The organism is Epilithonimonas sp., assembly GCF_032055105.1.
GTDB lineage: Bacteria > Bacteroidota > Bacteroidia > Flavobacteriales > Weeksellaceae > Epilithonimonas.
This window is the reverse complement of record NZ_DAMBRK010000003.1, coordinates 56,021-77,468: the sequence shown is the minus strand read 5'-3', so window position 1 is coordinate 77,468 and position 21,448 is coordinate 56,021. Positions and strand designations below refer to the sequence as shown.

At 37.8% G+C, this 21,448-nt stretch carries 12 protein-coding genes; 8 read left to right on the top strand and 4 right to left on the bottom strand.

Annotation, left to right across the window (positions count from 1 at the left end):
* Positions 1–148: 148 nt before the first annotated feature.
* The 3 genes from RTY06_RS03155 to RTY06_RS03145 all read left to right on the top strand — a co-directional run bounded on the left by RTY06_RS03155 (position 149) and on the right by RTY06_RS03145 (position 7,027).
* On the top strand, positions 149–3,154 hold the full coding sequence (locus RTY06_RS03155; protein WP_312822753.1) for a SusC/RagA family TonB-linked outer membrane protein: 3,006 nt from the start codon (positions 149–151) through the stop codon (positions 3,152–3,154).
* Between the two features lie 17 nt (positions 3,155–3,171).
* The gene (locus tag RTY06_RS03150) at positions 3,172–4,542 is read left to right on the top strand and encodes a RagB/SusD family nutrient uptake outer membrane protein (protein WP_312822752.1); all 1,371 of its coding nucleotides are present in this window, start codon (positions 3,172–3,174) and stop codon (positions 4,540–4,542) included.
* Positions 4,543–4,681: 139 nt separating this feature from the next.
* On the top strand, positions 4,682–7,027 hold the full coding sequence (locus RTY06_RS03145) for a prolyl oligopeptidase family serine peptidase (protein ID WP_312822751.1): 2,346 nt from the start codon (positions 4,682–4,684) through the stop codon (positions 7,025–7,027).
* Positions 7,028–7,058: 31 nt separating this feature from the next.
* On the opposite strand, the gene RTY06_RS03140 is transcribed toward RTY06_RS03145, so the two are convergent.
* From RTY06_RS03140 to RTY06_RS03130, 3 genes are all read right to left on the bottom strand, one after another.
* Positions 7,059–7,340: a DUF6520 family protein gene (locus tag RTY06_RS03140; RefSeq protein WP_312822749.1), complete on the bottom strand. Its 282-nt coding sequence runs from the start codon at positions 7,338–7,340 to the stop codon at positions 7,059–7,061.
* A gap of 68 nt (positions 7,341–7,408) precedes the next feature.
* On the bottom strand, positions 7,409–8,890 hold the full coding sequence (locus tag RTY06_RS03135; RefSeq protein WP_312822748.1) for a MauE/DoxX family redox-associated membrane protein: 1,482 nt from the start codon (positions 8,888–8,890) through the stop codon (positions 7,409–7,411).
* Positions 8,891–9,075: 185 nt separating this feature from the next.
* The gene (locus tag RTY06_RS03130) at positions 9,076–9,294 is read right to left on the bottom strand and encodes a hypothetical protein (protein WP_312822747.1); all 219 of its coding nucleotides are present in this window, start codon (positions 9,292–9,294) and stop codon (positions 9,076–9,078) included.
* Positions 9,295–9,573: 279 nt separating this feature from the next.
* Here RTY06_RS03130 and RTY06_RS03125 point away from each other — a divergent pair, with 279 nt between their 5' ends.
* From RTY06_RS03125 to RTY06_RS03110, 4 genes are all read left to right on the top strand, one after another.
* The gene (locus tag RTY06_RS03125) at positions 9,574–11,274 is read left to right on the top strand and encodes an AraC family transcriptional regulator (RefSeq protein ID WP_312822746.1); all 1,701 of its coding nucleotides are present in this window, start codon (positions 9,574–9,576) and stop codon (positions 11,272–11,274) included.
* 47 nt (positions 11,275–11,321) lie between these two features.
* Positions 11,322–12,167, top strand: coding sequence for an RteC domain-containing protein (locus RTY06_RS03120; protein ID WP_312822745.1), 846 nt, complete (start codon positions 11,322–11,324; stop codon positions 12,165–12,167).
* 211 nt (positions 12,168–12,378) lie between these two features.
* Positions 12,379–12,816 carry a DUF1896 domain-containing protein gene (locus RTY06_RS03115; protein WP_312822744.1) on the top strand — a complete coding sequence of 146 codons (438 nt, stop codon included), beginning with the start codon at positions 12,379–12,381 and terminating at the stop codon, positions 12,814–12,816.
* Positions 12,803–18,205 carry an N-6 DNA methylase gene (locus RTY06_RS03110; protein ID WP_312822742.1) on the top strand — a complete coding sequence of 1,801 codons (5,403 nt, stop codon included), beginning with the start codon at positions 12,803–12,805 and terminating at the stop codon, positions 18,203–18,205. The genes RTY06_RS03115 and RTY06_RS03110 overlap by 14 nt, the downstream gene beginning before the upstream one ends.
* 13 nt (positions 18,206–18,218) lie before the next feature.
* Here RTY06_RS03110 and mobC read toward each other — a convergent pair whose 3' ends face one another.
* A complete protein-coding gene (gene mobC, locus RTY06_RS03105) occupies positions 18,219–20,225 on the bottom strand; it encodes a conjugal transfer protein MobC (RefSeq protein WP_312822741.1) in 2,007 nt (668 codons plus the stop codon).
* A gap of 343 nt (positions 20,226–20,568) precedes the next feature.
* On the opposite strand from mobC, the gene RTY06_RS03100 reads away from it, so the two are divergent.
* Positions 20,569–21,435, top strand: a complete 867-nt coding sequence (locus tag RTY06_RS03100) for a DMT family transporter (protein WP_312822740.1) — start codon at positions 20,569–20,571, stop codon at positions 21,433–21,435.
* Positions 21,436–21,448 lie beyond the last annotated feature (13 nt).

Genomic DNA, 21,448 nt, shown 5'->3' with positions numbered 1-21,448 from the left:
GAAAGTTTTACTAAAATAGAATCAAAAAAACTACTTAACTTAAATTCAGAAGAAAGAAAAAAGCCCCTTCCTGTAAGTCGCCTAAAACATCAGGAAAGAGCGGAGTTCAGTAATTAATCTTTAGAAAATTAAAAACCTTTACAAATCTATGAAAAATTCCTATTACACTATAGGAGGTATTTTCTTTGGCCTTATGCTGATCACTGTCAGCACTAATCTAAAAGCCCAAACCCGCAACATTTCAGGTACGGTTACTACATCTGGCAAACCCATTTCAGGAGTGATTATCTCCCAAGAAGGCAGTCAGCAGGTCACCACAACCAGCGCCAACGGCACCTACACATTGCAGGTTACAGCAGAAAATCCCATCTTATGGTTCAGACACCCTGATTATTCAGATCAAAAAGTGACACTCACGAATCAGACCGTCGTTAATATCAGCTTAGAACAACACGTAAAGGGAATCGAAGAAGTTATTCTCAATGCAGGCTACTACAAAGTCAAAGACAAAGAAAGCACTGGTAGTATAGCCAAATTTTCAGCAAAAGACATCGAAAACCAACCCGTCAATAATGTTTTGTCTTCACTCCAAGGAAGAATGGCAGGCGTTAATATCATTCAGAATACCGGAACACCAGGTGGTGGTTTCGAGGTTCAGATCAGAGGTAAGAACAGTTTACGAACCTACAAGACGACAGGCGTCAACGGCAATAATCCGCTCTATGTCATCGATGGCGTTCCTGTTCCGGCACTCAATGAGTTTAAGTCAGGACTTTCCAGTGGTGTCATACCGTATGGTGACACCAATCCCCTCAACGCAATCAATCCTAATGACATTGAAAGTATTGAGGTGCTAAAAGATGCTGATGCCACGGCCATCTATGGATCACGGGGTGCTAATGGTGTGGTGCTGATCAGCACCAAGAGAGGCATCAAAGGAAAAACCGCCGTCCAATTCAATACCTCTTATGGAATAGGACAGTATGCCAATCTTCCTAAGATGATGTCTACCGCAGACTATTTAACAATGAGACGTCTGGCATTTGCCAATGACGGGATCACACAGTATCCTGCCAGTGAATATGATGTTAACGGCACTTGGGATGTCAATAAACAGACAGACTGGCAAAAATATTTCGTGGGCAATCGTGCAGAATATTCCAATACACAGATGGGTGTTTCGGGAGGTAATGAGAATACCAGTTTCTCCATTTCCGGCTCTCACAATGAAGAAACCACCGTGTATCCTGGAGACTACCGCTATAAAAGAAACAGCTTTAATGCCCATCTCGAACATACCAGTTCAGATAAAAAATTCAAAGCCCTTTTGACCGCCTACTATACTAAGCAAGACAATGTCCTTCCGCCAAGAGACTTTAACCAGATCTATTCCTCATTGGCGCCCAACGCACCCGATCTCTACAGAAACGGAGTCTTGAACTGGGAAAACAGCACATTCAGAAATCCAATGGGAGAGGCACAAAAAACCTATACCGGAAGCAATGAAAATCTGAATGCCAATCTCATCCTAGATTATAAGCTGGGTGCAGGATTTAGTGTGAAGCTCAACAGTGGCTATACAGATAATAAGGGGGCAGAACAGCAGATCTTTCCTAAGACCATTTACGACCCTGCCTACAACATTGGTAGCAACCGATCGATGCTTCGTAAAGCGTCTATGAACAACACCAGCTGGATTCTTGAACCGCAGTTAAATTATGAGGTTAAAAAAGACAATCACCAGTGGTCGGTGCTGTTAGGAGGTTCATTTCAGGAGCAGAAATCTGACAATCTGAGTCTGATGGGAATGAATTTTCCTTCCGACGAGCTGATTTATAACATGGCCTCTGCGGCTTTGGTTATGGCTGAGAACGCCTACAATTTTACCTACCGTTATCAGGCGATTTACACCCGACTGAACTACGGCTTTAAAGACCGCTACTTCATCAATTTATCGGGTAGGAGAGACGGTTCCAGCCGTTTCGGACCAGATCGGCGTTTCGCTAATTTCGGGGCTGTCGGTGTGGCATGGCTGTTTTCAAGAGAATCCTTTTTAGAGAACAGCAACTGGCTTAGTTTAGGAAAGATCAGAGGGAGTTACGGTATCACGGGCAATGACCAGATAGGGGATTACCAGTATATGGATACCTACACAACCACCGGAGAAACCTATAACGGCACCACCGTACTAAATCCAACAAGACTTTACAATAAAGATTTTGGCTGGGAAGTCACCAAGAAGCTGGAGGCGGCCTTAGAACTGTCATTGTTCAAAGACCGTTTATTCTTCAGTGCTGCCTATTACAGAAATATCAGTGATAATCAGCTGTTAGGGATTAAGCTTCCTGCCACGACAGGTTTCCCGTCTGTTTTGGGGAATATGGATGCTACCGTTCTCAACACAGGACTGGAGTTGGTCTTGCAGTCCAAATTGATTCAGCAAGGCGACTGGTCGTGGTCAGCTTCCTTTAACATCACGTTTCCCAAAGATAAGTTACTGGACTTTCCCAATCTTGAAAGTTCTACTTACAAAAACTTTTTTGAGATTGGCCGATCCACAAGCTTAAGAAAATTATACCAATACAATGGGATTGATCAGGCGACAGGACTTTACACATTTGAAGACTTCAACAACGATGGTGTCATCAACAGTGCCGACCGTATGATTACCAAGGAACTCAGACAGTATTGGTATGGAGGATTGCAAAACACTTTGCGTTATAAAAACTGGTCGTTAAATGTCCTTTTACAGATTTCAAGGCAAAATCAATCAAATTTATATGCCAGTGACGGTTATCTGGGCTTAATGGAAAACAAGTCCGTTATCTTTCTGGATTACTGGACACCCGATAATCCCAATGCCCGATTTCAAAAGCCGAGTGCCGGTTATGATGCAGCAGCTATCAATGCCAATTCACAATTCCTTGAAAGTGATGCCACCGTATCGAATACCTATATGATGCGGTTAAAAAATGCCTCGCTGAACTATGCCATACCCAATAATCAGCAGAAAAGGCTGAATGCAACGGTGTATGTACAAGGGCAGAATCTATTCACTTGGTCCAATTACAAAGGAATCAATCCTGAATTTACTTTGGCTGGCTTTGTCAGTCCGCTCAGGATTGTATCGTTCGGAATTAACCTTACTTATTAATTTAAAAACAGCATATAATGAAGACTATATTAATTACTTTCAGCTTAATCCTTTTATCGATAGGCTGTTCAGATTTTACAGAACTGGATCTCCCGCAGGATCAGATTACCAGAGATTTGGTATTCAAAGATGAAGGCCTCGCCAATTCAGCGATGGCAGGTGTTTACCGCTCGCTGGAAGGTTCTGGCTTTCTTGCAGGTACGTCACTGGGAGCACCTGCTTTTCTGAGTGCTTATACGGATGAAGTACAATCCTATGCCCCTAATAGCAATGATTTCTCACAATTCTATAATTTGACCCACAATGCTTTAAACCCTGCCATTAATAACCTTTGGACGGTCAGTTATAGTCAGATTTACAATATCAATTCTATCCTGGAAGGACTTGAAAAATCTACACAGCTGACAGAGTCATTCAAACTTAAATTAAAAGGCGAGGCCTTGTTTGTCAGAGCCTTGATTTATTTAAATCTCAGCAATTCATTTGGAGATGTACCCTATATTAAAACCACTGCTTACGAGGAAAACAGCAAGGTCAGCAGAACGCCCCGAAACGTGGTTTACCAAAACATTCAGGATGATCTTCTGCAGGCCGTTGCCGGTCTGCCTGCCACACTTCCGAACGGCAGCCGGGTGAAGCCAAGTAAAATGGCTGCTTACGCTGTATTAGCCCGTTTGGCTTATTATCAGAATGACTGGGAAAAGGCAATCAATTATGCTACAATTGTTCTTTCAACGACAGGCTATGAGATGGAGGATAATATCGACAACACCTTCCTAAAAGACAGTAGCAGTGCCATCTGGCAGTTGATGCCTTATGAAAGTGGTTATAATACGAATGAAGGAAGTTTTTACATACTGAGGAGTGCACCGCCTTCAACAGCAGCACTGTCCACAGATTTAGTCAACAGTTTTGAAGCAGGAGATCTGAGAAGAAGCCAATGGATTGGTGAAGTCGTAGACGCGCAGAATAAGCGCTATTATTATCCCTACAAATACAAGCAGTTTTCAGTAACGCCAGCCACTATGGAATATTCTGTGATTCTGAGAGTGGAGGAGTTATACTTAATTCGAGCTGAAGCCTATATCCGTCAGCGCCAAATCTCGGTGGGGCTGGCTGATCTTAATAAAATTCGGTTAAGAGTCCATCTTCAGCCCATCAGCACTACGAATGAGGTTGATCTTCTAGTTAGGATACGGGAAGAAAGACGTAAAGAATTATTTACAGAGTCGGGTCATCGGTTCAATGATCTCAAGCATTTTGCTGTTTTAGACCAGACGATGCTTCAGGTAAAATCTTCTTGGCAGTCCACTTTTGAATGGTGGCCGATACCTGAACAGGAATTGCTGTTAAACCCCAATCTCAAACCTCAGAATAATGGTTATTAGATTATTATTTTTATTTACAGCTATCCTCGGTTTCAGCAGCCTGCTGGCTCAGGATAGCTTAGATATCAAAACAACCAATCAGTATTACAACCAGTTTTTTATAACGGATTTAATAGGTATAAGCCCTTCAGGAAAGCATATGGTTTTACTAAACACCAATGCTTACGGAAAAGAAGAGTACAAATTATATAACAGTTTAACCCAGCAGTCTGACAGCATCGTTAAAGGCAGTTATTATAATTTCCTTGGAGATGATAATCTCTTGGTCAAAACAATGACATTCGTAAGATTTTTGAATTTAAAACATCATAAATCAATGGATATACAAGGCGTTTTTGAGTGCAAAATCCTGCCAAGAACTAAGATGGCTGTCTTATTCAATAAACCCAATAATACACTCGCTTGTTACAATCAAGAAGGGTTGAAAATCTGGGAAAAAAAAGGCGTTAAGGACTACAGGTTGACCAAGGATGAGAAATCCATCATCTTTTACGAAGACAAAAAACTGGTCTGTGTTAATGTACAAACAGAAAATTCTTCAAATGCTATGACAGAAAAAGCAATCAGATGGATTAAAGAAGGAGACCATGAAATTAATGGGCTGAATATAGACCAGGAGCAATTACAATTGTACTGTTGGAAACCAGAGTCAGGGCATTTTAATACTTTCGATATCACAATACCGCAAGGCTATGTTTTTGCGGAAGACCGCTCTTCTGAAATCGAGTTTAAAGAGGGAGCTTATGTGTATATACCACTAGGGAAAAGACAGGATAAAGCCACGAAAAGCCATCCATACGAACCCATCGTTTCTTATACAACTGACAAGAATCCATTTAATAATATCACCACGGCAGGCATATATAATTTGAAAAATGAATCTTGGCAATGGATGCCATCCATTGATACGGAGGAGCAAAGGCAGTTTATGATGGGTTCGAAAGGGACTATGCTGATCCTTTCCCCTGATGAAAAAACGAATCACTTAACCAAACCCTATTATCATATTTCATTAGTACTCAATTATGGACGTGAAAAAATTGAAATTGGGTCGGGCAGAAGTTCTCCGGAAAACTACCATTGGGATGACGATTCTCAAACTTTATTATTCTTCGTCAACAAGGAATGGTGGTATTACAGCGTTCTCACAGGAAAAAAAGGTCAGCTGATGCCGCTTTCCGAACAGAGCTTGGTTTTAGACTGGTATAATGGATTAACAGATATGCCTGTAAAAAAGATTGTGCCTACTTCAGAGCCCTCTAAAATCATTATCACGGCGGCTTTTGACCTTTTTTTAGTGGATTTGAAAAACCTTAAGGGTAGAAGATTGACTCAGGGATTTGAGAAGAATATGGTTTATAGAATTTGGAAACCAAGAGCCGATTATTCAGCCGATTCAAACCCTAGCTTAGCCAGTTTGAAAAAAGGCATTCTTTTAAGTGTTCAAAATCAAACTAACTACCATTCAGGCTTTGTCTTGTTAAATACCAAATTGCATACACTGGTTTACGGTGAAGAGAATTACAGAGATCTGACTAAGGTTGGCAACAATCTATTTGCGCTATCCCAATCTTATCAGCAGCCTTTAAAAATTACCAAGATCGGTCTTCATCCACCTCAAGTTATCTTTGACAGCCGACTACTACAACAAGAGCAGCTGTGTGATTGTCAAATGAAATTGCTACAGTACAAGACAAAGACTGGAAGCTCAAATATGGCATTGCTGTATCCTAAGGATTATGACCCTCAAAAAGAATATCCGATGGTCGTGAATATTTATGAGAAAAAAAGCAGAGATGTATTGTTTTACAGTGTTCCTGATTTGCAGTCTTCTGACGGTTTTAATTTGATGCATTATGTTCATCAGGGTTATTTTGTATTGTTACCGGATCTTCAGTATGAAGTGGGGAATGTACCCGGTCAAATGATGATTTCCTTGGAAGCCAGTGTAAAAAAAGCTTTGGAAGAAGCCCATATTGACAAAAGCAACATAGCCCTTGTAGGCATGTCATTTGGAGGTTACGAAACTGGATTTGCATTAGCGAACACTGACTTGTTTAAAACGGGTAGTGTTGGCGTAATGGTATCGAATCTCATTTCCTTCAGTCTAAGTCAGACACCCATTTTAAATGAACCCAACTATGTCCGAGTAGAAAATGATCAGTTTGGAATGAATGAAAGTCTTTTTGACAATTGGAATCACTATTTATCAATGTCTCCTGTCAGAAATTTAAAAAATGTGAATCGTCCTGTTCTCTTATGGACGGGTTCTATGGATAATAATGTACCACCCCAGCAAACCAGAGAATTTTTTTTCGGATTGAAACGGCTTGGAAAAAAAGCAGTCATGTTAGAATATCCATTGGACGGTCATTTTATGTTTAGAAATGAAACCACAGAAGACCTTTCTTTGAGGACATGGCAGTGGATGGAACATTTTCTAAAGGGAAAACCTTACGCAGAATGGATGGCACCTGTAAAATAATAAAGCTCCCTTTTCAGGGAGCTTACTTTAATTACTGGATTTTGCTTAAGGTTACAGAACAAGTCAGCGGATGCTCGACATCACTACCGGATGTTCCGAAAACCTGTTGTCCTGCCGGTAAACCGTTAACAGTACAGATAGGTCCAGGATCTGTGCTACACATCACCGAACGGTCACAGTTGTTATTACTCACATTGAAAATGTAGCCTTGTCTTACGGCAAGAGTACTTTCATTGTTTTTTGCATTTTGGCTAGCCAATGCGCCTCCTGCACCGATCAAGGTCACGAATGCAGGAAAAATTAACTTTTTCATATTAAAAAATGGTTTTTATTGTGCCTACTCTGGAACAGGTTTTCGGCTTTCCCTTTTATCTTTAGGTTTTACAGGCGTCGTTGATGGCGGATCAGTTTATTTCCGGCAAGAACATAGAGGTAGTTTTTGGTCAGGCGTAAATCCCTGATCTTATTTCCATCATTGTGGTAGACATAAAAACTATACTGGTAAGTTTTACTTTTATAATTGTAGACGTCGATAATATTGGCTTCCTTCCATCTGTTTTTAGATTCATATTTTCCCCGAAGCCTGGCTACATTGAAAAGCAAATCTTGATAGACGGTCTGCATCTGATTCACTTCCAATGGAGGTGCGCTCATCTTGCGTAATCCATTTTCGAGGTTCTTGACGTGTATCTGAGCTCTGCGAATGGTGTCTATTGTATGACCAGATTTTTTATTGTGGAGATGTAGGTCAGTGATGATATATTCATTACGATAATAGTAGGTGTAAATCATTTTTTTCTCTTGTACTTCAATTACCACTTCACCGTCCGTATCAAAAAGTCCGTCCACCTGCTTCTCAAGAATTTCAGGCTTTAGCTGTGTATTTCCATTCTTACTGTTATAAGTTCCCATCACTGATTCCCTGTTTTCGGACAAGGTGGTTCTCACAATGTAGTGATAGGGTTCAGCCATTTTTATTTTAGAATAAAAAGGAATAGGGTACTTAGATTTAATCGCCAATTTGTTTGGAAATATGCCTTCAAATAAAACAGGAACAGTTCCGTCTGATAAGCTGTAAAAAGGATAATTCACATTGAGTTCAACATTTTTGAACGGAAGCTTATAATCATTTAAAACTAATGTATCGAGTTGGAATCTTGTGAAACCCGGTAAAACGGTTGCCATAATTCGTGGCGCCTGACGGTTTCCCAGAAATAAACTGTCTCCCGAGTTTCCTGCAAAATAAAATGACTTAGAGCGCAGATCGATTTCCTTTACTTCAGTAATGGGATGCGGTAAAAATCGGCGGGTAAAATTGTTTTCATTTTTGATGAGATATTCAGAGGATAAAAAAAGAAAGGCAACCAACATTGCAAAACCCAGATTAGCACTGCATAGAATAATGACAGTCTGAAGCTTTGGTTTCAAATCGCTACGACGAGCCAAAAAATAGGCGACGGCTCCTATGACGACACAAACCATATTGAAGATTAAATGCTCCCACCATCCTAATTTCTCTAAAATGCCGCCACACGAGCATGGAACAAATTCACTGTAATTAAGAATGATATAAATGTAAATTGTGAAGGAGCTCATCATAACCGTTGATGCCAATAAGGCAATGTTTCTGGTTTTTTCAAAATATAGACCTAACGCCAATAGCAATTCCAATATAATCACGCCATAGGATATAAAACCTGCGTAAGAAGTGAGCACTGGCGATTGTGCAATCTGAACCTGAAAGTTTTCAAAATCCAAAATCTTACTCACACTTGCGTATACAAACAGCAGGATAAAAAAATAAGAAACCGTTTTAATCAATATGTTCTGAAAATTCTTCATCACTTTAATTTTAAAGTTCAACAGGCAAGAATTAACCGCCATTTAATCTTTACGCCACAATACACAGGCATTAGCTCTCCCTTAAATAAGGTAACAGTCGTTTTAAAATTCCCCATACTTTCCCAGATGCCGCTTTCCGGACATGGTAAGCCTGTGGCTGCTGATATGGAGGTATGAGGAATCATAGGGTCATCATAAGGGATTAATTATCTATTGGAGCTAGACCGCCAGTTGTCACCATCCCTAACCGGTGGATCAGGGTCGACGATAGGTTGTGTACTGTTACAGGAATCACCTCGTCTGGCAAGTGCTTCTGAAGCATCGATTTTCTGTGTTTCTGCTGCGATCTTTTCATCATCACGAGGGGTACAGCTGTAGGAAAATACCATAATACTGATACTTAAAAATGGGACAAACTTTTTCATTGTAATAATTTTAAATGGGTTATCCCGACGTCGGATTGATATAGAATTCTGAGTCCAAAGCTACAGGGCAAGTCATTAGAAAAAAACTCTATCAAGGCGCAATTTTAAAATTAGTACGGCTCAATTTTAAAATTGAACCATTAACAAAATCAGCTTAATAGCTTATTTATCAACGATTCGGAAGCATAGTGATTTGAGAATGCCTGTTTGGCTATAATTGGCTTTTACTTAAAAGTAAAATGCTTAATTTTGAGAAGGTGAGGTTCTAAAAATCAGTATATGAAAAAGTTACAATACTTTCTCGTCCTACTTTCTATATCTTCTCTATTTTTTTCACAACAACCAAAAGAAAGGACTTTTAACGAGATCAGGGAAAACTATCAGAAAATGACCATCGATGACAATAGTGCGATGCCTTATGTTAGGATGTATATTGAAAAAGCTAAGAATGAGCGCAATCATTTAAAACTGATACAGGGTTATAGGGATGGTCGCCAGTTTGATTACAACAATAAGATTAAATATGCAGACAGCGCTATCACCACAAGTTTAAAATTCGGTACCAAAGACGATATCAGTAAGGATTACCTGAGCAAAGGAATCATCTATTACTTCTACCAAAAGAAATACAAACCCGCTTTGAACGAATATCTTAAGGCCTATGAATATTCTAAAGGTTCAAAGGATGAGTATCATCACTATAAAGTGATTTATCATCTGGGAATAGTCAGAGAACATTTGGGGTATTATGAAGAAGCGCTGGAACATTTTAAAGACTGTGCTGCATTCTACAGTACGAAAGCTAGTCCCAAGATGCATGAAAATCTGAAGTATAATTATATGAAAGCTTATTATAATTCCTTGCATCAGATGACGGTCATTAACAGGTATTTAAAGAACTATAAAAAGACCGACAGCTTAAGTCAATTAGGATATAAACTGACAATAGATAAGGAGGACTTTGCCCTTGAGAACAGCTATTTTTTAAAATGCATCGCTATTTTAGAATTTCATAAAAAAAATTACATCGGTGCCAAGGCTGATTTAGAAAAGGCTTTACCAGTCCTGCTAAAAAGAAATGACTTTGCGTGGTCTTCCGTCATTTACTATTATTTAGGAAAGATTGCAGAAGCACAAAATCAAGAGAAAGATGCCATCCATTTTTACAGTGCCATAGATTCTATTTTTGAAAAGCATGAATTTATATTGCCGGAGGTTTACAGAAGTTATAATTTCTTAATAGAATATTATAAAGATAAAGATATCAGCAAACAACTTTATTATACCAACCAACTGCTGAAAGCAGACAGTTTGATTGCTAAAGATTTTCCTTATATTTCCTTAAAGATTCACAAAGATTATGACCGAAACAGTTTAATTGAGCAAAGAGATGATATCGAGAAAACCAGCAGGCGAAAAATGCTGATAGCCCAAATCTTAATTTTTGCGGGCACTATTGTCCTAATCATTCTTTTGGTAAGATATGTGAAAGATCTCAAAATAAAAAAACAGTATACTCTCCTTCAGAAAAGAATCTCAGAAGGAGCGTACGATGTTAAGAATTTGATAGCCGAAGAATCGGCAGAATACGCGACAAGAAAAACCTCTCTCACGCCTGAAATGACCAGAGAGATTGGTGAAAAGCTTAAGAAATTTGAGAATGAACTTCTTTTTACAAAGAAGGGTTTAACCCAAAACAGCATTGCATCAAAGCTGGATACCAATTCTCATTATTTATCAGTATACATCAATGAAAACAAAGGGATGAATTTCAATAAATATATGGCTGAACTGAGAATCAACTATATCACGAAGCTTTTAAATACCCAAAATAAATACCTTAACTACACAATAGAAGCTTTAGCAGAAGAGTGTGGGATTGCAGCCCGTCAGAACTTTTCAAATCTTTTTTTCGATATCAACGGCATCCGACCTACCGATTATATCAAAAAACGTAAACAGGAACTGGGATTAAGCTGAACATCCTTACGCTAAAGGTTTTTTTTGTAAATTTCTAAAAAAAGGACATGGTAACAAAAACTATTTTTAGAAAAATTACACAAATGCATGATGAATTAGAGTTAAATATTAATGAGGTTTATGATGATGATAAAGATATGGTCAAGCTCGCTGAAAAATCATTGGTTTTAATTGATGAAGCTATTCGGAAAGTTAAAGAAATGATATCGCCACACAAGTTTGAAAACAAAGGCGAAGAAATTCATTTCTTTAAAAAACTAAAACCCCAATTCATATCAAAATTTATTTATTATTGTACAATCCTTGATGTTGAGTCCCATAAACCCAATGCAGGAAGTAAAGCCATGAAAAAGTATTATGAAGCAGAGCAGGAAAAGCTAAAGAAGTTTTACTTTGAGCAGTCTGAATTTTATAGTTATTATCGCAGGGAGGCAACCTATCTCGATCATAAAATATTCGTCAGAAATTCTTATGACTTAAAAATGAAGCTGTCTTTTGGCTTTTACAATTTTGATACAAGTTTTACTACTTCCCACGATCATTTGATAGCCCGGTTTATGGCCAGTCAGCATTTTGACCAGTATTTAAAAAAGCAAATTGAAAATCTGAGTGATAACGTCAGCGGAAAGATGGTATCTCCTTTATTGTGGTCAGCTTCAAAAGTTGGTTTAATTGAATTAGTATATGCCTTGTACCACATGCGCTGCTTCAATGGTGGAAATGTTGAACTGAGTGAGGTCATCAAATTTGTGGAGAAGTCATTGGATACTGACTTGGGTAACTTTCATAAAACCATATTCGAAATTCGAAACCGAAAACAAGGTCCAACAAAATTCCTGAATTTAGTAAGTGAAAATCTCAATCGGCATTTTCTAAATACAGAAGGCGAGTAGTACCGATCGAACCTCATTTGTTGATTACTGACATTTGAGGTTTTCTCATTTACATCAATCTCTTTCTGTGTATTTCTACGAGTGCTACTTTGCAGACATCACTTTCAGGAGCGCCAAATACTTTTTTTAAGCGCCTAAGCCTACAATAACTTCGACATACTTTACATCTGCTTATAATTTTAGGATTTAAAAGAAATTCTAAAAAAAAAGTATGGATGTACAGAAAAGAGACTTGTCGTATTTCAGATTACGATTACTCGAACTCCTTAAAAGCAGTTTTCCTGAAAAGTTATATGATCAGAAATTTATAAATCAAAGATCTTCTTGGGCAGCCATTGCCTATGATGGAGCATTCAGTTCAGGTAACTCCGTTGAACAGTGTGAAGAAATAGCCCATTCTATACTTTTCGAGGACTTGCATTTTTCAAAGTTTGCTACCGTTTTCCAAGTCGTTTGCAATGAGTTCGATACTATTATGGCTGATGAGGAGCTTCAGGCGTTTGCCTTAAAAATGCTATCTGTGTGCGAGCCTTTGTTCAAAGGGTATTTACTAACTGATGATTTCGCTTATAGCTTAGAGTTCGATATATTATACACTGAACTGACGGGAACCATCACAAAATGGATTGAGGAAAATGGGCTTCAATAAGCGTTTCCACCTGCAACAGAATATTGATTCGCTCCGGATTGTTTTCAAGCTTGAAAAAGAGAATCGTAGAGCTACTGCAGGTGAGAGAATGCTTTTACAGCAGTACAGTGGATTTGGAGGACTTAAGTTTGTTTTAAATCCAGTAGAAAATGATATTGACATTAACAGATGGAGAAAAACGGAACAAGATTTATTTAGAATCACTCAAGAGCTTCATCAACTGCTCAGAGATAATTCTGTAGACGAAAAACAGTATCGAAAGTTTGTAGAAAGTATGAAAGCATCAGTGCTTACGGCTTTCTATACACCACCTAAAGTTATAGATGCTTTGTCTTCAGCTTTAAATGAAAGTGGTTTTTTGATTAACAAATTTCTGGAACCATCTGCTGGTGTTGGTTCGTTTGTTCAGTCTTTCTCACAAAACAACAACAGCATTGTTACTGCATATGAAAAGGATTTGCTGACTGGAAAAATTCTTAAACAACTATATCCGGAAAGCAATATTCGAGTAAGCGGTTTTGAGGAAATTTCGGAAAGTGAACAAAATAGCTATGATCTTGTTGCCAGTAACATTCCTTTTGGTAATACATCCGTCTTTGATCTTTCTTACTCACGGAGCAAAAATGCTGTAAAAGAACAGGCCGCTCGAAGCATTCATAATTACTTCTTTTTAAAAGGTATGGATATGATTAGAGATGGAGGTGTTTTGGCTTTTATTACTTCACAAGGGATTCTGAACAGCGCGAAAAATGAACCTGTTCGTCGAGCTTTAATGGAGAGTAGTGATTTAATTTCTGCAGTAAGGCTGCCTAATAATTTATTTACGAATGATGCTGGTACAGAGGTTGGCAGCGATTTAATTATACTTCAGAAGAACACTGTAAAGAAAAGTTTGAGTGAAGCAGAACAACTCTTTTGCCAGAGTATACAAACTCACGATAACATCTCAAGTAATGCTTTATTTACTGATAATACAAGAATTATCCATACTAGTGCTAAAATAGATACAGATCCTTACGGACAGCGTGCTTTGGTTTATTTACATAAGGATGGAGTAGATGGTATTGCGGGAGATTTAAAAAGAATGCTTTCGGAAGATTTTGGTAGACATCTGAATGTAAGCTTGTCCAACCGTAAACAGAATGATAAAGTATTATCAACAAAAGGAGTAACAGCTTTCATCAAAGAGGAAGTAGTTGTTCTTCAAAAAACAGCACCAAATCTTGATGAGACTCCAAGTCAAGAAAGAGTTCCTGAATTAAAACAAATGAGCATCTTCGATCTTTTTGAAAATGAAGAAATAAGCTTAGAGGCCATAGCAGCTCCTAAAAAAACTGCTTCTGAAAGAAAACGAAATGTAAACAAAAAGTCTATAACTGGTGATTATCAAGCTAATCTATTTAGTCCTGCACAAAAGGATAAAACCCCAGATAATCAAAGATATATAGAAAGTGCTAGCATTGCTTTAGTGTCGGAAAATAAAAATGAAGTTATTGGTAACTTATTTTCCCAAACTAAAGATGACGGGCAGTCTGTACCGTCAGATCTTTTCAGGAGCAAAATTACTGAACCATGTTTTTATAGTGGAGAATTAAGAAGTTTCCACCGAAATGATTGTTTGGTTCTCAATAATGGGATAGTAGGATATCTTAAAGATGTAGATAAAAATGATGGCAAAGCAATATTTCATCCCTTACGATTGTCCTTTCTGCAGATGGCAAGAGCTGAAGCTTATATTGGAATCAGGGACTGTTATCTCGATCTTTATCAAAAGGAGACGGAGAAGCAAAGTGAACACCGAGAAGAAAGGGAATTATTAAATAAACTATACAGTGCCTTTACCAGAAAATATGGAAATATAAATGCAGCAGACAATATCAAATTAATAAAGACTGATAGTGCGGGTAAAGAAATTCCTTATTTAGAACGTGTTGTTGGGGGCGTTATTCACAAAGCTGATATTTTTAGTCGTCCAGTTAGTTTTTCAACAAAAACCCTGGCTACAGATAATCCTGAAGAAGCATTAGCTGCTTCATTAAACAAATATGGAAATGTCGATTTGGACTTTATGTCCGAAGTTAGCGGTTTATCCTCAGATGCATTAAAAGAAGCTTTAGGCGACCGTTTGTTTTACAATCCAATTCAACAGGAATATGAAATTTCAGAACGCTGGATCTCCGGAAATGTTGTTGAGAAAGCTAACTGGGTCAGAAATTATCTTGATAACAATCCAGATGACAAGGACGCTCAGGAAAGTCTTAAGGCTTTAGAGGAGGCTAGACCTCAGCAAATAGAATTTGAAGAGCTGGATTTTAATCTGGGAGAGCGTTGGATTTCTACCGATGTCTATGAACGGTTTGCATCTCAATTGTTTGATACTGATGTGACGATACATTATTCTGATAGCTCTGATGATTTTTCAGTAAAATGTAAGCAGGGGAATATGCTGATTTGGGAAAAATATGCAGTAAAGGCAGAAAGCAGGACATTTGACGGTGTTGCACTGCTGAAGCACGCTCTAGTTAATACGACACCCGATATTACTAAGAAGATCAAGGTTAATGATACCGAAGTAAAAGTTCGGGATATGGAAGCCATTCAGATGGCTAATACCAAAATCGATGAAATCAGGGGAGCATTTAATGAGTGGCTTCATACACAGAATGATGAATTTAAAACAAGCCTTAAAGATCAGTACAATGATACTTTTAATTGTTTTGTTCGCCCTAAATATGATGGCAGCCATCAGGATTTTCCGGGATTAGACCGCAGAGGAGCCGGTATCGAAGATTTATACTCAAGTCAAAAGGATACGGTCTGGATGATAAAGCTGAACAATGGTGCGATCTGTGACCACGAAGTAGGTGCTGGAAAAACATTGGTAATGTGTACGGCGGCACAGGAAATGAAGCGTTTGGGATTAGTGCATAAGCCGATGATTATTGGACTAAAAGCCAATATTCCCGCCATTGCAGCGGACTACAGAAATGCGTATCCTCATGCCAAAATTCTTTATCCCGGCATTGATGACTTTACGCCCAGTAAGCGTCTTCGAATTTTTGGTGATATTAAGAACAATGATTGGGATTGCGTAATTCTTACTCATGACCAGTTTGGAATGATTCCACAGTCACCTGAAATGCAAAAAGAAATACTTGAAATAGAATTGGAGAGTGTGGATTGTAATCTTGATGCTTTACAAGCGCAGGGTAAAGAAGTGACCAGAGGTATTCTTGCGGGTGTTATCAAGCGCAAAGAAAACCTTGAGGTAAAGCTGAAAACTCTTGAGTACGATATCGAGAATCGAAAAGATGATATTGTAGATTTTAAGATGATGGGTATCGATCATTTATTTGTAGATGAGAGTCACCAGTTCAAAAATCTAATGTTCAATACCCGACACACAAGAGTTGCCGGACTCGGTAATGTAGATGGCAGTCAAAAAGCTATGAATTTGCTTTTTGCCATCCGTACTATACAGGATCGTACCAATGCAGATATGGGGGCCACTTTTCTGTCCGGTACTACAATCAGCAATTCGTTGACAGAACTCTATCTATTATTTAAGTATTTACGTCCACGGGCATTAGAAAAACAGGGCATCCATTCATTTGATGCCTGGGCTGCTATTTACGCAAGGAAGACAACCGATTATGAATTTTCTGTCGCTAACAATATTGTTGCTAAAGAACGCTTTCGGTATTTTATCAAAGTCCCTGAATTGGCACAATTCTATTCAGAGATCACCGATTACAGAACGGCTAAGGATATAGGAATTGACCGTCCTGAAAAGAATGAAGTGTTGTATAATATTCCTCCGACACCAGATCAGGAAAACTTTATAAAGAGTCTGATGCTGTTTGCTAAATCGGGAGATGCTACTTTGCTGGGACGGCTGCCACTGACCGAAAGAGAAGAGAAGGCCAAGATGTTAATTGCGACAGATTATGCACGTAAAATGTCGCTTGATATGCGGATGGTTAGTGGAAAATATGAAGACCACCCTAATAACAAAGCTTCGCACTGTGCTGCAAATATCGCTAAATTTTATAAAGAATTTAATGCGCAAAAGGGAACGCAATTCGTTTTCTCAGATTTGGGAACTTATAAACCAGGGGAATGGAATGTTTATTCTGAGATTAAAAGAAAGCTGGTGGAGGACTTTGGCATTCCCGCCCACGAAGTCCGTTTTATTCAGGAAGCAAAGAATGATAAACAGCGACAGGCATCAATTGACGGGATGAACGAGGGGAAAATCCGAGTTTTATTCGGGTCTACCAGTATGCTGGGAACAGGAGTGAATGCGCAGAAAAGAGCAGTAGCTGTCCATCATTTGGATACACCGTGGCGGCCTTCAGACCTTGCGCAACGAGATGGTAGAGCTATAAGAAAAGGTAACGAGATCGCTAAGTTTTTTGCCGAGAACAAAGTTGCTGTCATCATTTATGCGGTTGAGAAATCTTTAGATAGTTATAAATTCAATTTGCTTTATAATAAACAGCTTTTTATTGACCAGTTAAAAAATAATAGTTTAGGAAAAAGAACGATAGATGAGGGGAGTATGGATGAAAAATCAGGGATGAATTTTTCAGAGTACGTTGCCATCTTATCTGGGAATACAGACTTGCTGGATAAAGCTAAACTTGAAAAGCAGATTGCAGGATTGGAAAGTGAAAAACAATCCTTCAATCGATCTAAGTCGAGTGCTAAATATAAAGTTCAAGATTACAATGAGCTGCTTGAAAGCGCTCAATCTCGATTTAACAGGATGAGTCTTGATCTTTCAAACTTAAAGCAGAGGCTAAAAAAGAATACAGATGGAACAATGGAGAATCCTGTTCTGTTAGACGGTTTACCTCCTAATTGTACGCCTAAGCAAATTGGGGCAAAACTGAATCAGATTTCGGACAAGGCTCGGACAGGAGGTCAATATGAAGAAATTGGAAGTTTATATGGTTTTACATTACTCGTAAAAACTGAGATGATGGAAAAGGAGGGTATAGACATTCGGGTGAACCGTTTTATGATACAGGGCGAAGGAAACATCAAATATACTTTCAATAATGGTTTGATGGCAAAAGATCACGAAACAGCATCAATGAACTTTTTAAGGGCTTTGGAAAAGCTATCAGGTTATATGACACAAGAGCAGGAAAAAATTGCTGACATACAAAAAGATCTGCCTGTTCTTGTGGAGTTAATGAATGCTTCCTGGTCCAAAGATAGTCGATTAAAGGATCTCAAAACGGAACTTGCTTCTGTTGAAAGGAAAATACAGCTGTCAATTTCACCAACAGAAAATGATGAAAACAATCAGCAATCTCAAGTGCAAAGCGAGACTTCACAAATAAAAAGTACTAATGACAATCAACATACAAGGCGTATCTAAGCACTTTTACCTTTTAATTTTTGGTATCCTGTATTAAATGCTGCAGTTCAGGATCATTTTTAATACGCTCCATTTCATTTTCAATAATATTTAAAATGTCTTTTTTAGTTTGACGGTAATTGTTTTCGATGTCTTGTTTCATAGTGTCTGTTCCATTGTCATCGATAAAAGAAGCTATATCTGGAATCTTTTGATATGATTTTTCTTCTGATGACAACTTAGCACTGTCTACTACAATTTCTGAATGGAATATTTTCTGTTCGATTCTTTCATCAAAATTGTCTGAAACCGCTCCAACAAAAAAACCCTGAGTCAATGTTGAGATTTTTGATGCTGGAATCAGGCTATCCAGTTGGGTAGAGATAGATGTTGAAGTGTCGTTTCTATTAATTGAAATGCTCTGTCTTTTTTGAAGTACTTTTCCAAATCGTTCTGAAAGTGCTTTAGCAGTTTCACCCACCACCTGACCGCTGAATATATTGCCGACTGTGTTTTGAATCACTTTGCTTTCTTTATCTCCATAATCCCTTGTCAACTGAGAAAAATCCTGAAATCCAAGACATACAGAAACCTTATTACTACGAGCGGTAGCAATCAGATTATCCAAGCCTCTGAAATAAATCGTAGGAAGCTCATCTATAATGACGGAGCTTTTCAGCTGTCCTTTTTTATTGATTAACTTTACGATTCTAGAATTGTAAAGTCCTAAGGCAGCTGAGTATATATTTTGACGATCTGGATTATTGCCTACACATAAAATTTTAGGCTCATTGGGATTATTGATATCTAAAGAAAAGTCGTCACCTGTCATGACCCAATAGAGTTGGGGAGATATCATTCTTGATAGCGGAATTTTTGCCGATGCAATCTGACCTTGTAACTGATCCTGTGCTCCACCTTGCCAGGCGTCCATAAAAGGGGAGAGGTAATTTTCTAAGTCAGAATATGACGTCAGGATTGTGAAGACATCTTCATATTTTTTATTCAATAGTTCAATGGCATGGGGGAAAGTACAGTATTTCCCATTATCATAAATTTTTAGAAACCAGATGATAGCGGCTAAAAGAATAATAGGACTTTCGACGAAGAAATCTCCCTGCTTTTGTATCCAGCTTCTATTGAGATTCAGCATAATCGTATATGCAGCCTCATAAGCATCAGAGATATCTGTCATGAAATCAGGATTTAGAGGATTACAACGATGACTTTTTCTAGGATCGTCAAAATTGATGACATAAAATTTTGGCTTTATTTTGTAAGCGTCTGAATGATTCAAAAGATGGTTGTAAGCGATGGTGGACAAATCATCAAATTTAAAATCGTAGATATACATCGAAAATCCTTTTTCTATGTGCTGTCGGATATAGTTGTTTACGACTGCGTAGGATTTTCCAGAACCCGGTGTTCCTAAAACGATGGTGGCACGAAAAGGGTTGACGACGTTGATCCATCCATGATGCCAGTGACCTTGATAATAAAACTTCGTTTGAAGATTGATTGAATATTCGTTATAAAGTAATTTTGTTTCCTGTTGAAAGCTTTCATTCTCGCTGTTAAAAACATCGGTCATTAAATTTGTTTTGAGTAGACGGCTCATCCATACTCCTGCCTGCATTAGAAGAATATATCCGGCTCCTGTAGAAATCATATAAAGCACTGCTATAAAACTGTAAGCAAGCTGTAATAGAATAGAATTTAGAAAGAATAGGAAAAAACCTAAAGCAAAAGTGATAATTATATTTTTCCAAGTGATCTTTTCATTCTTAACACCCTTAGTGCCAAGGCAGCTTAAACCCAGTAGAACAACTGCAAACAGCTTAGAATAGATGCTTTGAGAAAATAGTCCTGCAGTCTTATTAAAATTATGGAGTATCTTATTGATAAGTTCCAGTGTCCATTGACGTTCAGCAAAAAATCCATAACAAAACCAATAAAGATGCATTAGAACTAGAATGATACTTACAGCCCTCATAAACGCCATAATTTTGGCAAGTCCTCTTAAATCGTCTTCTCCCTGCATATGTTTTTAATAGCATAGATAGCAGACTATGCAGAAATAAATGCTAATTGACTGTGATCGTCATTGATTTACTTGCGTTGGCATTATCGATCATATTGAGGTGTTTTTGATGATGATATCTAAATGCACCAATTGTATTAAGCATACTTTTACGTATATTCGTCTCTTCAAAAAATTCTTATGAACAGATTAAGTTGCCTTCCGCCGCCAAGAGCTTAATTTAATTATTCTTTAAAAGAGAAGCAGATCCACTGGTTAATGAAATCAGAGGACTATTGCTTATTTCCCCAATTATTAAATTTTAAATCTTCGCTTTTTGTTTTAAGCGGACACTTTGTTCATTATGAAAAAATCATATATTTTACTACACCTTTCTGTAGTACTATTAGGCTTTTCCGGAATCTTCGGAAAACTGGTAACATTAAACGAAGGATTGATAACCTTTTACAGGGTCTTATTTTCTTCAATCATTTTATTTTTTATTGTTAGAATCTACAAGTTAGATACAAAAATATCTTTGTTGGAAAAGCTAAAAATTGGCATGGTTGGTCTTTTGATCACGACGTCCTGGCTACTATTTTATGCAAGTATTAAATATTCCAATATATCGATAGGAGTTGTCTGCTATTGTATGGCAAGTTTTTTCACAGCGATTTTTGATCCTTTGATTAATCGTCGGAAGATCAAAGTTTCCGAATTATTATTAAGTGGTCTGACAATAATTGGAATCAGTTTAATATTCCATTTTGACAGTTCATTTAAAATTGGAATTATATTAGGTGTTATTTCTCCAGCTTTTGCCTCTCTTTACACGATTTATAACCAAAAGCTTGTCAGAACTTACGACAGCAAGCTTATCAATTATTATCAAATGATTTCAGGAACTGCTGGTTTAGGATTAATGCTACCGATTTATCTTCATTATTTTCCGGAAAAAAGTATTTTTCCGGATTTAAAGAATACTATTTACCTGTTTTTACTGGCTGGGTTTTGCACAGTTTTTATCTACATTACTTTCACTGAAATTCTAAAAAAGCTTTCTGCATTTACGGTTAATCTCAGTTTAAATTTAGAACCGCTTTATGCAATTATTATTGCATTTCTATTTTTTAATGAAGGCAGGGAGGTTAACTTTTCATTTTATGTAGGTTTATTTTTTGTAATGCTGTCTGTCATTATACAGACCGTAACCTCACTAAAAAAATCTTAGATTAATTTAAAAA

Bases quoted from the DNA above. Each gene is read 5' to 3' on its own strand.
- RTY06_RS03100 (WP_312822740.1), top strand. From the start codon at position 20,569: ATGAAAAAATCATATATTTTACTACACCTTTCTGTAGTACTATTAGGC.
- mobC (WP_312822741.1), bottom strand. From the start codon at position 20,225: ATGCAGGGAGAAGACGATTTAAGAGGACTTGCCAAAATTATGGCGTTT.
- RTY06_RS03125 (WP_312822746.1), top strand. From the start codon at position 9,574: ATGAAAAAGTTACAATACTTTCTCGTCCTACTTTCTATATCTTCTCTA.
- RTY06_RS03145 (WP_312822751.1), top strand. From the start codon at position 4,682: ATGGTTTTACTAAACACCAATGCTTACGGAAAAGAAGAGTACAAATTA.
- RTY06_RS03150 (WP_312822752.1), top strand. From the start codon at position 3,172: ATGAAGACTATATTAATTACTTTCAGCTTAATCCTTTTATCGATAGGC.
- RTY06_RS03120 (WP_312822745.1), top strand. From the start codon at position 11,322: ATGGTAACAAAAACTATTTTTAGAAAAATTACACAAATGCATGATGAA.
- RTY06_RS03130 (WP_312822747.1), bottom strand. From the start codon at position 9,294: ATGAAAAAGTTTGTCCCATTTTTAAGTATCAGTATTATGGTATTTTCC.
- RTY06_RS03140 (WP_312822749.1), bottom strand. From the start codon at position 7,340: ATGAAAAAGTTAATTTTTCCTGCATTCGTGACCTTGATCGGTGCAGGA.
- RTY06_RS03155 (WP_312822753.1), top strand. From the start codon at position 149: ATGAAAAATTCCTATTACACTATAGGAGGTATTTTCTTTGGCCTTATG.
- RTY06_RS03110 (WP_312822742.1), top strand. From the start codon at position 12,803: ATGGGCTTCAATAAGCGTTTCCACCTGCAACAGAATATTGATTCGCTC.
- RTY06_RS03115 (WP_312822744.1), top strand. From the start codon at position 12,379: ATGGATGTACAGAAAAGAGACTTGTCGTATTTCAGATTACGATTACTC.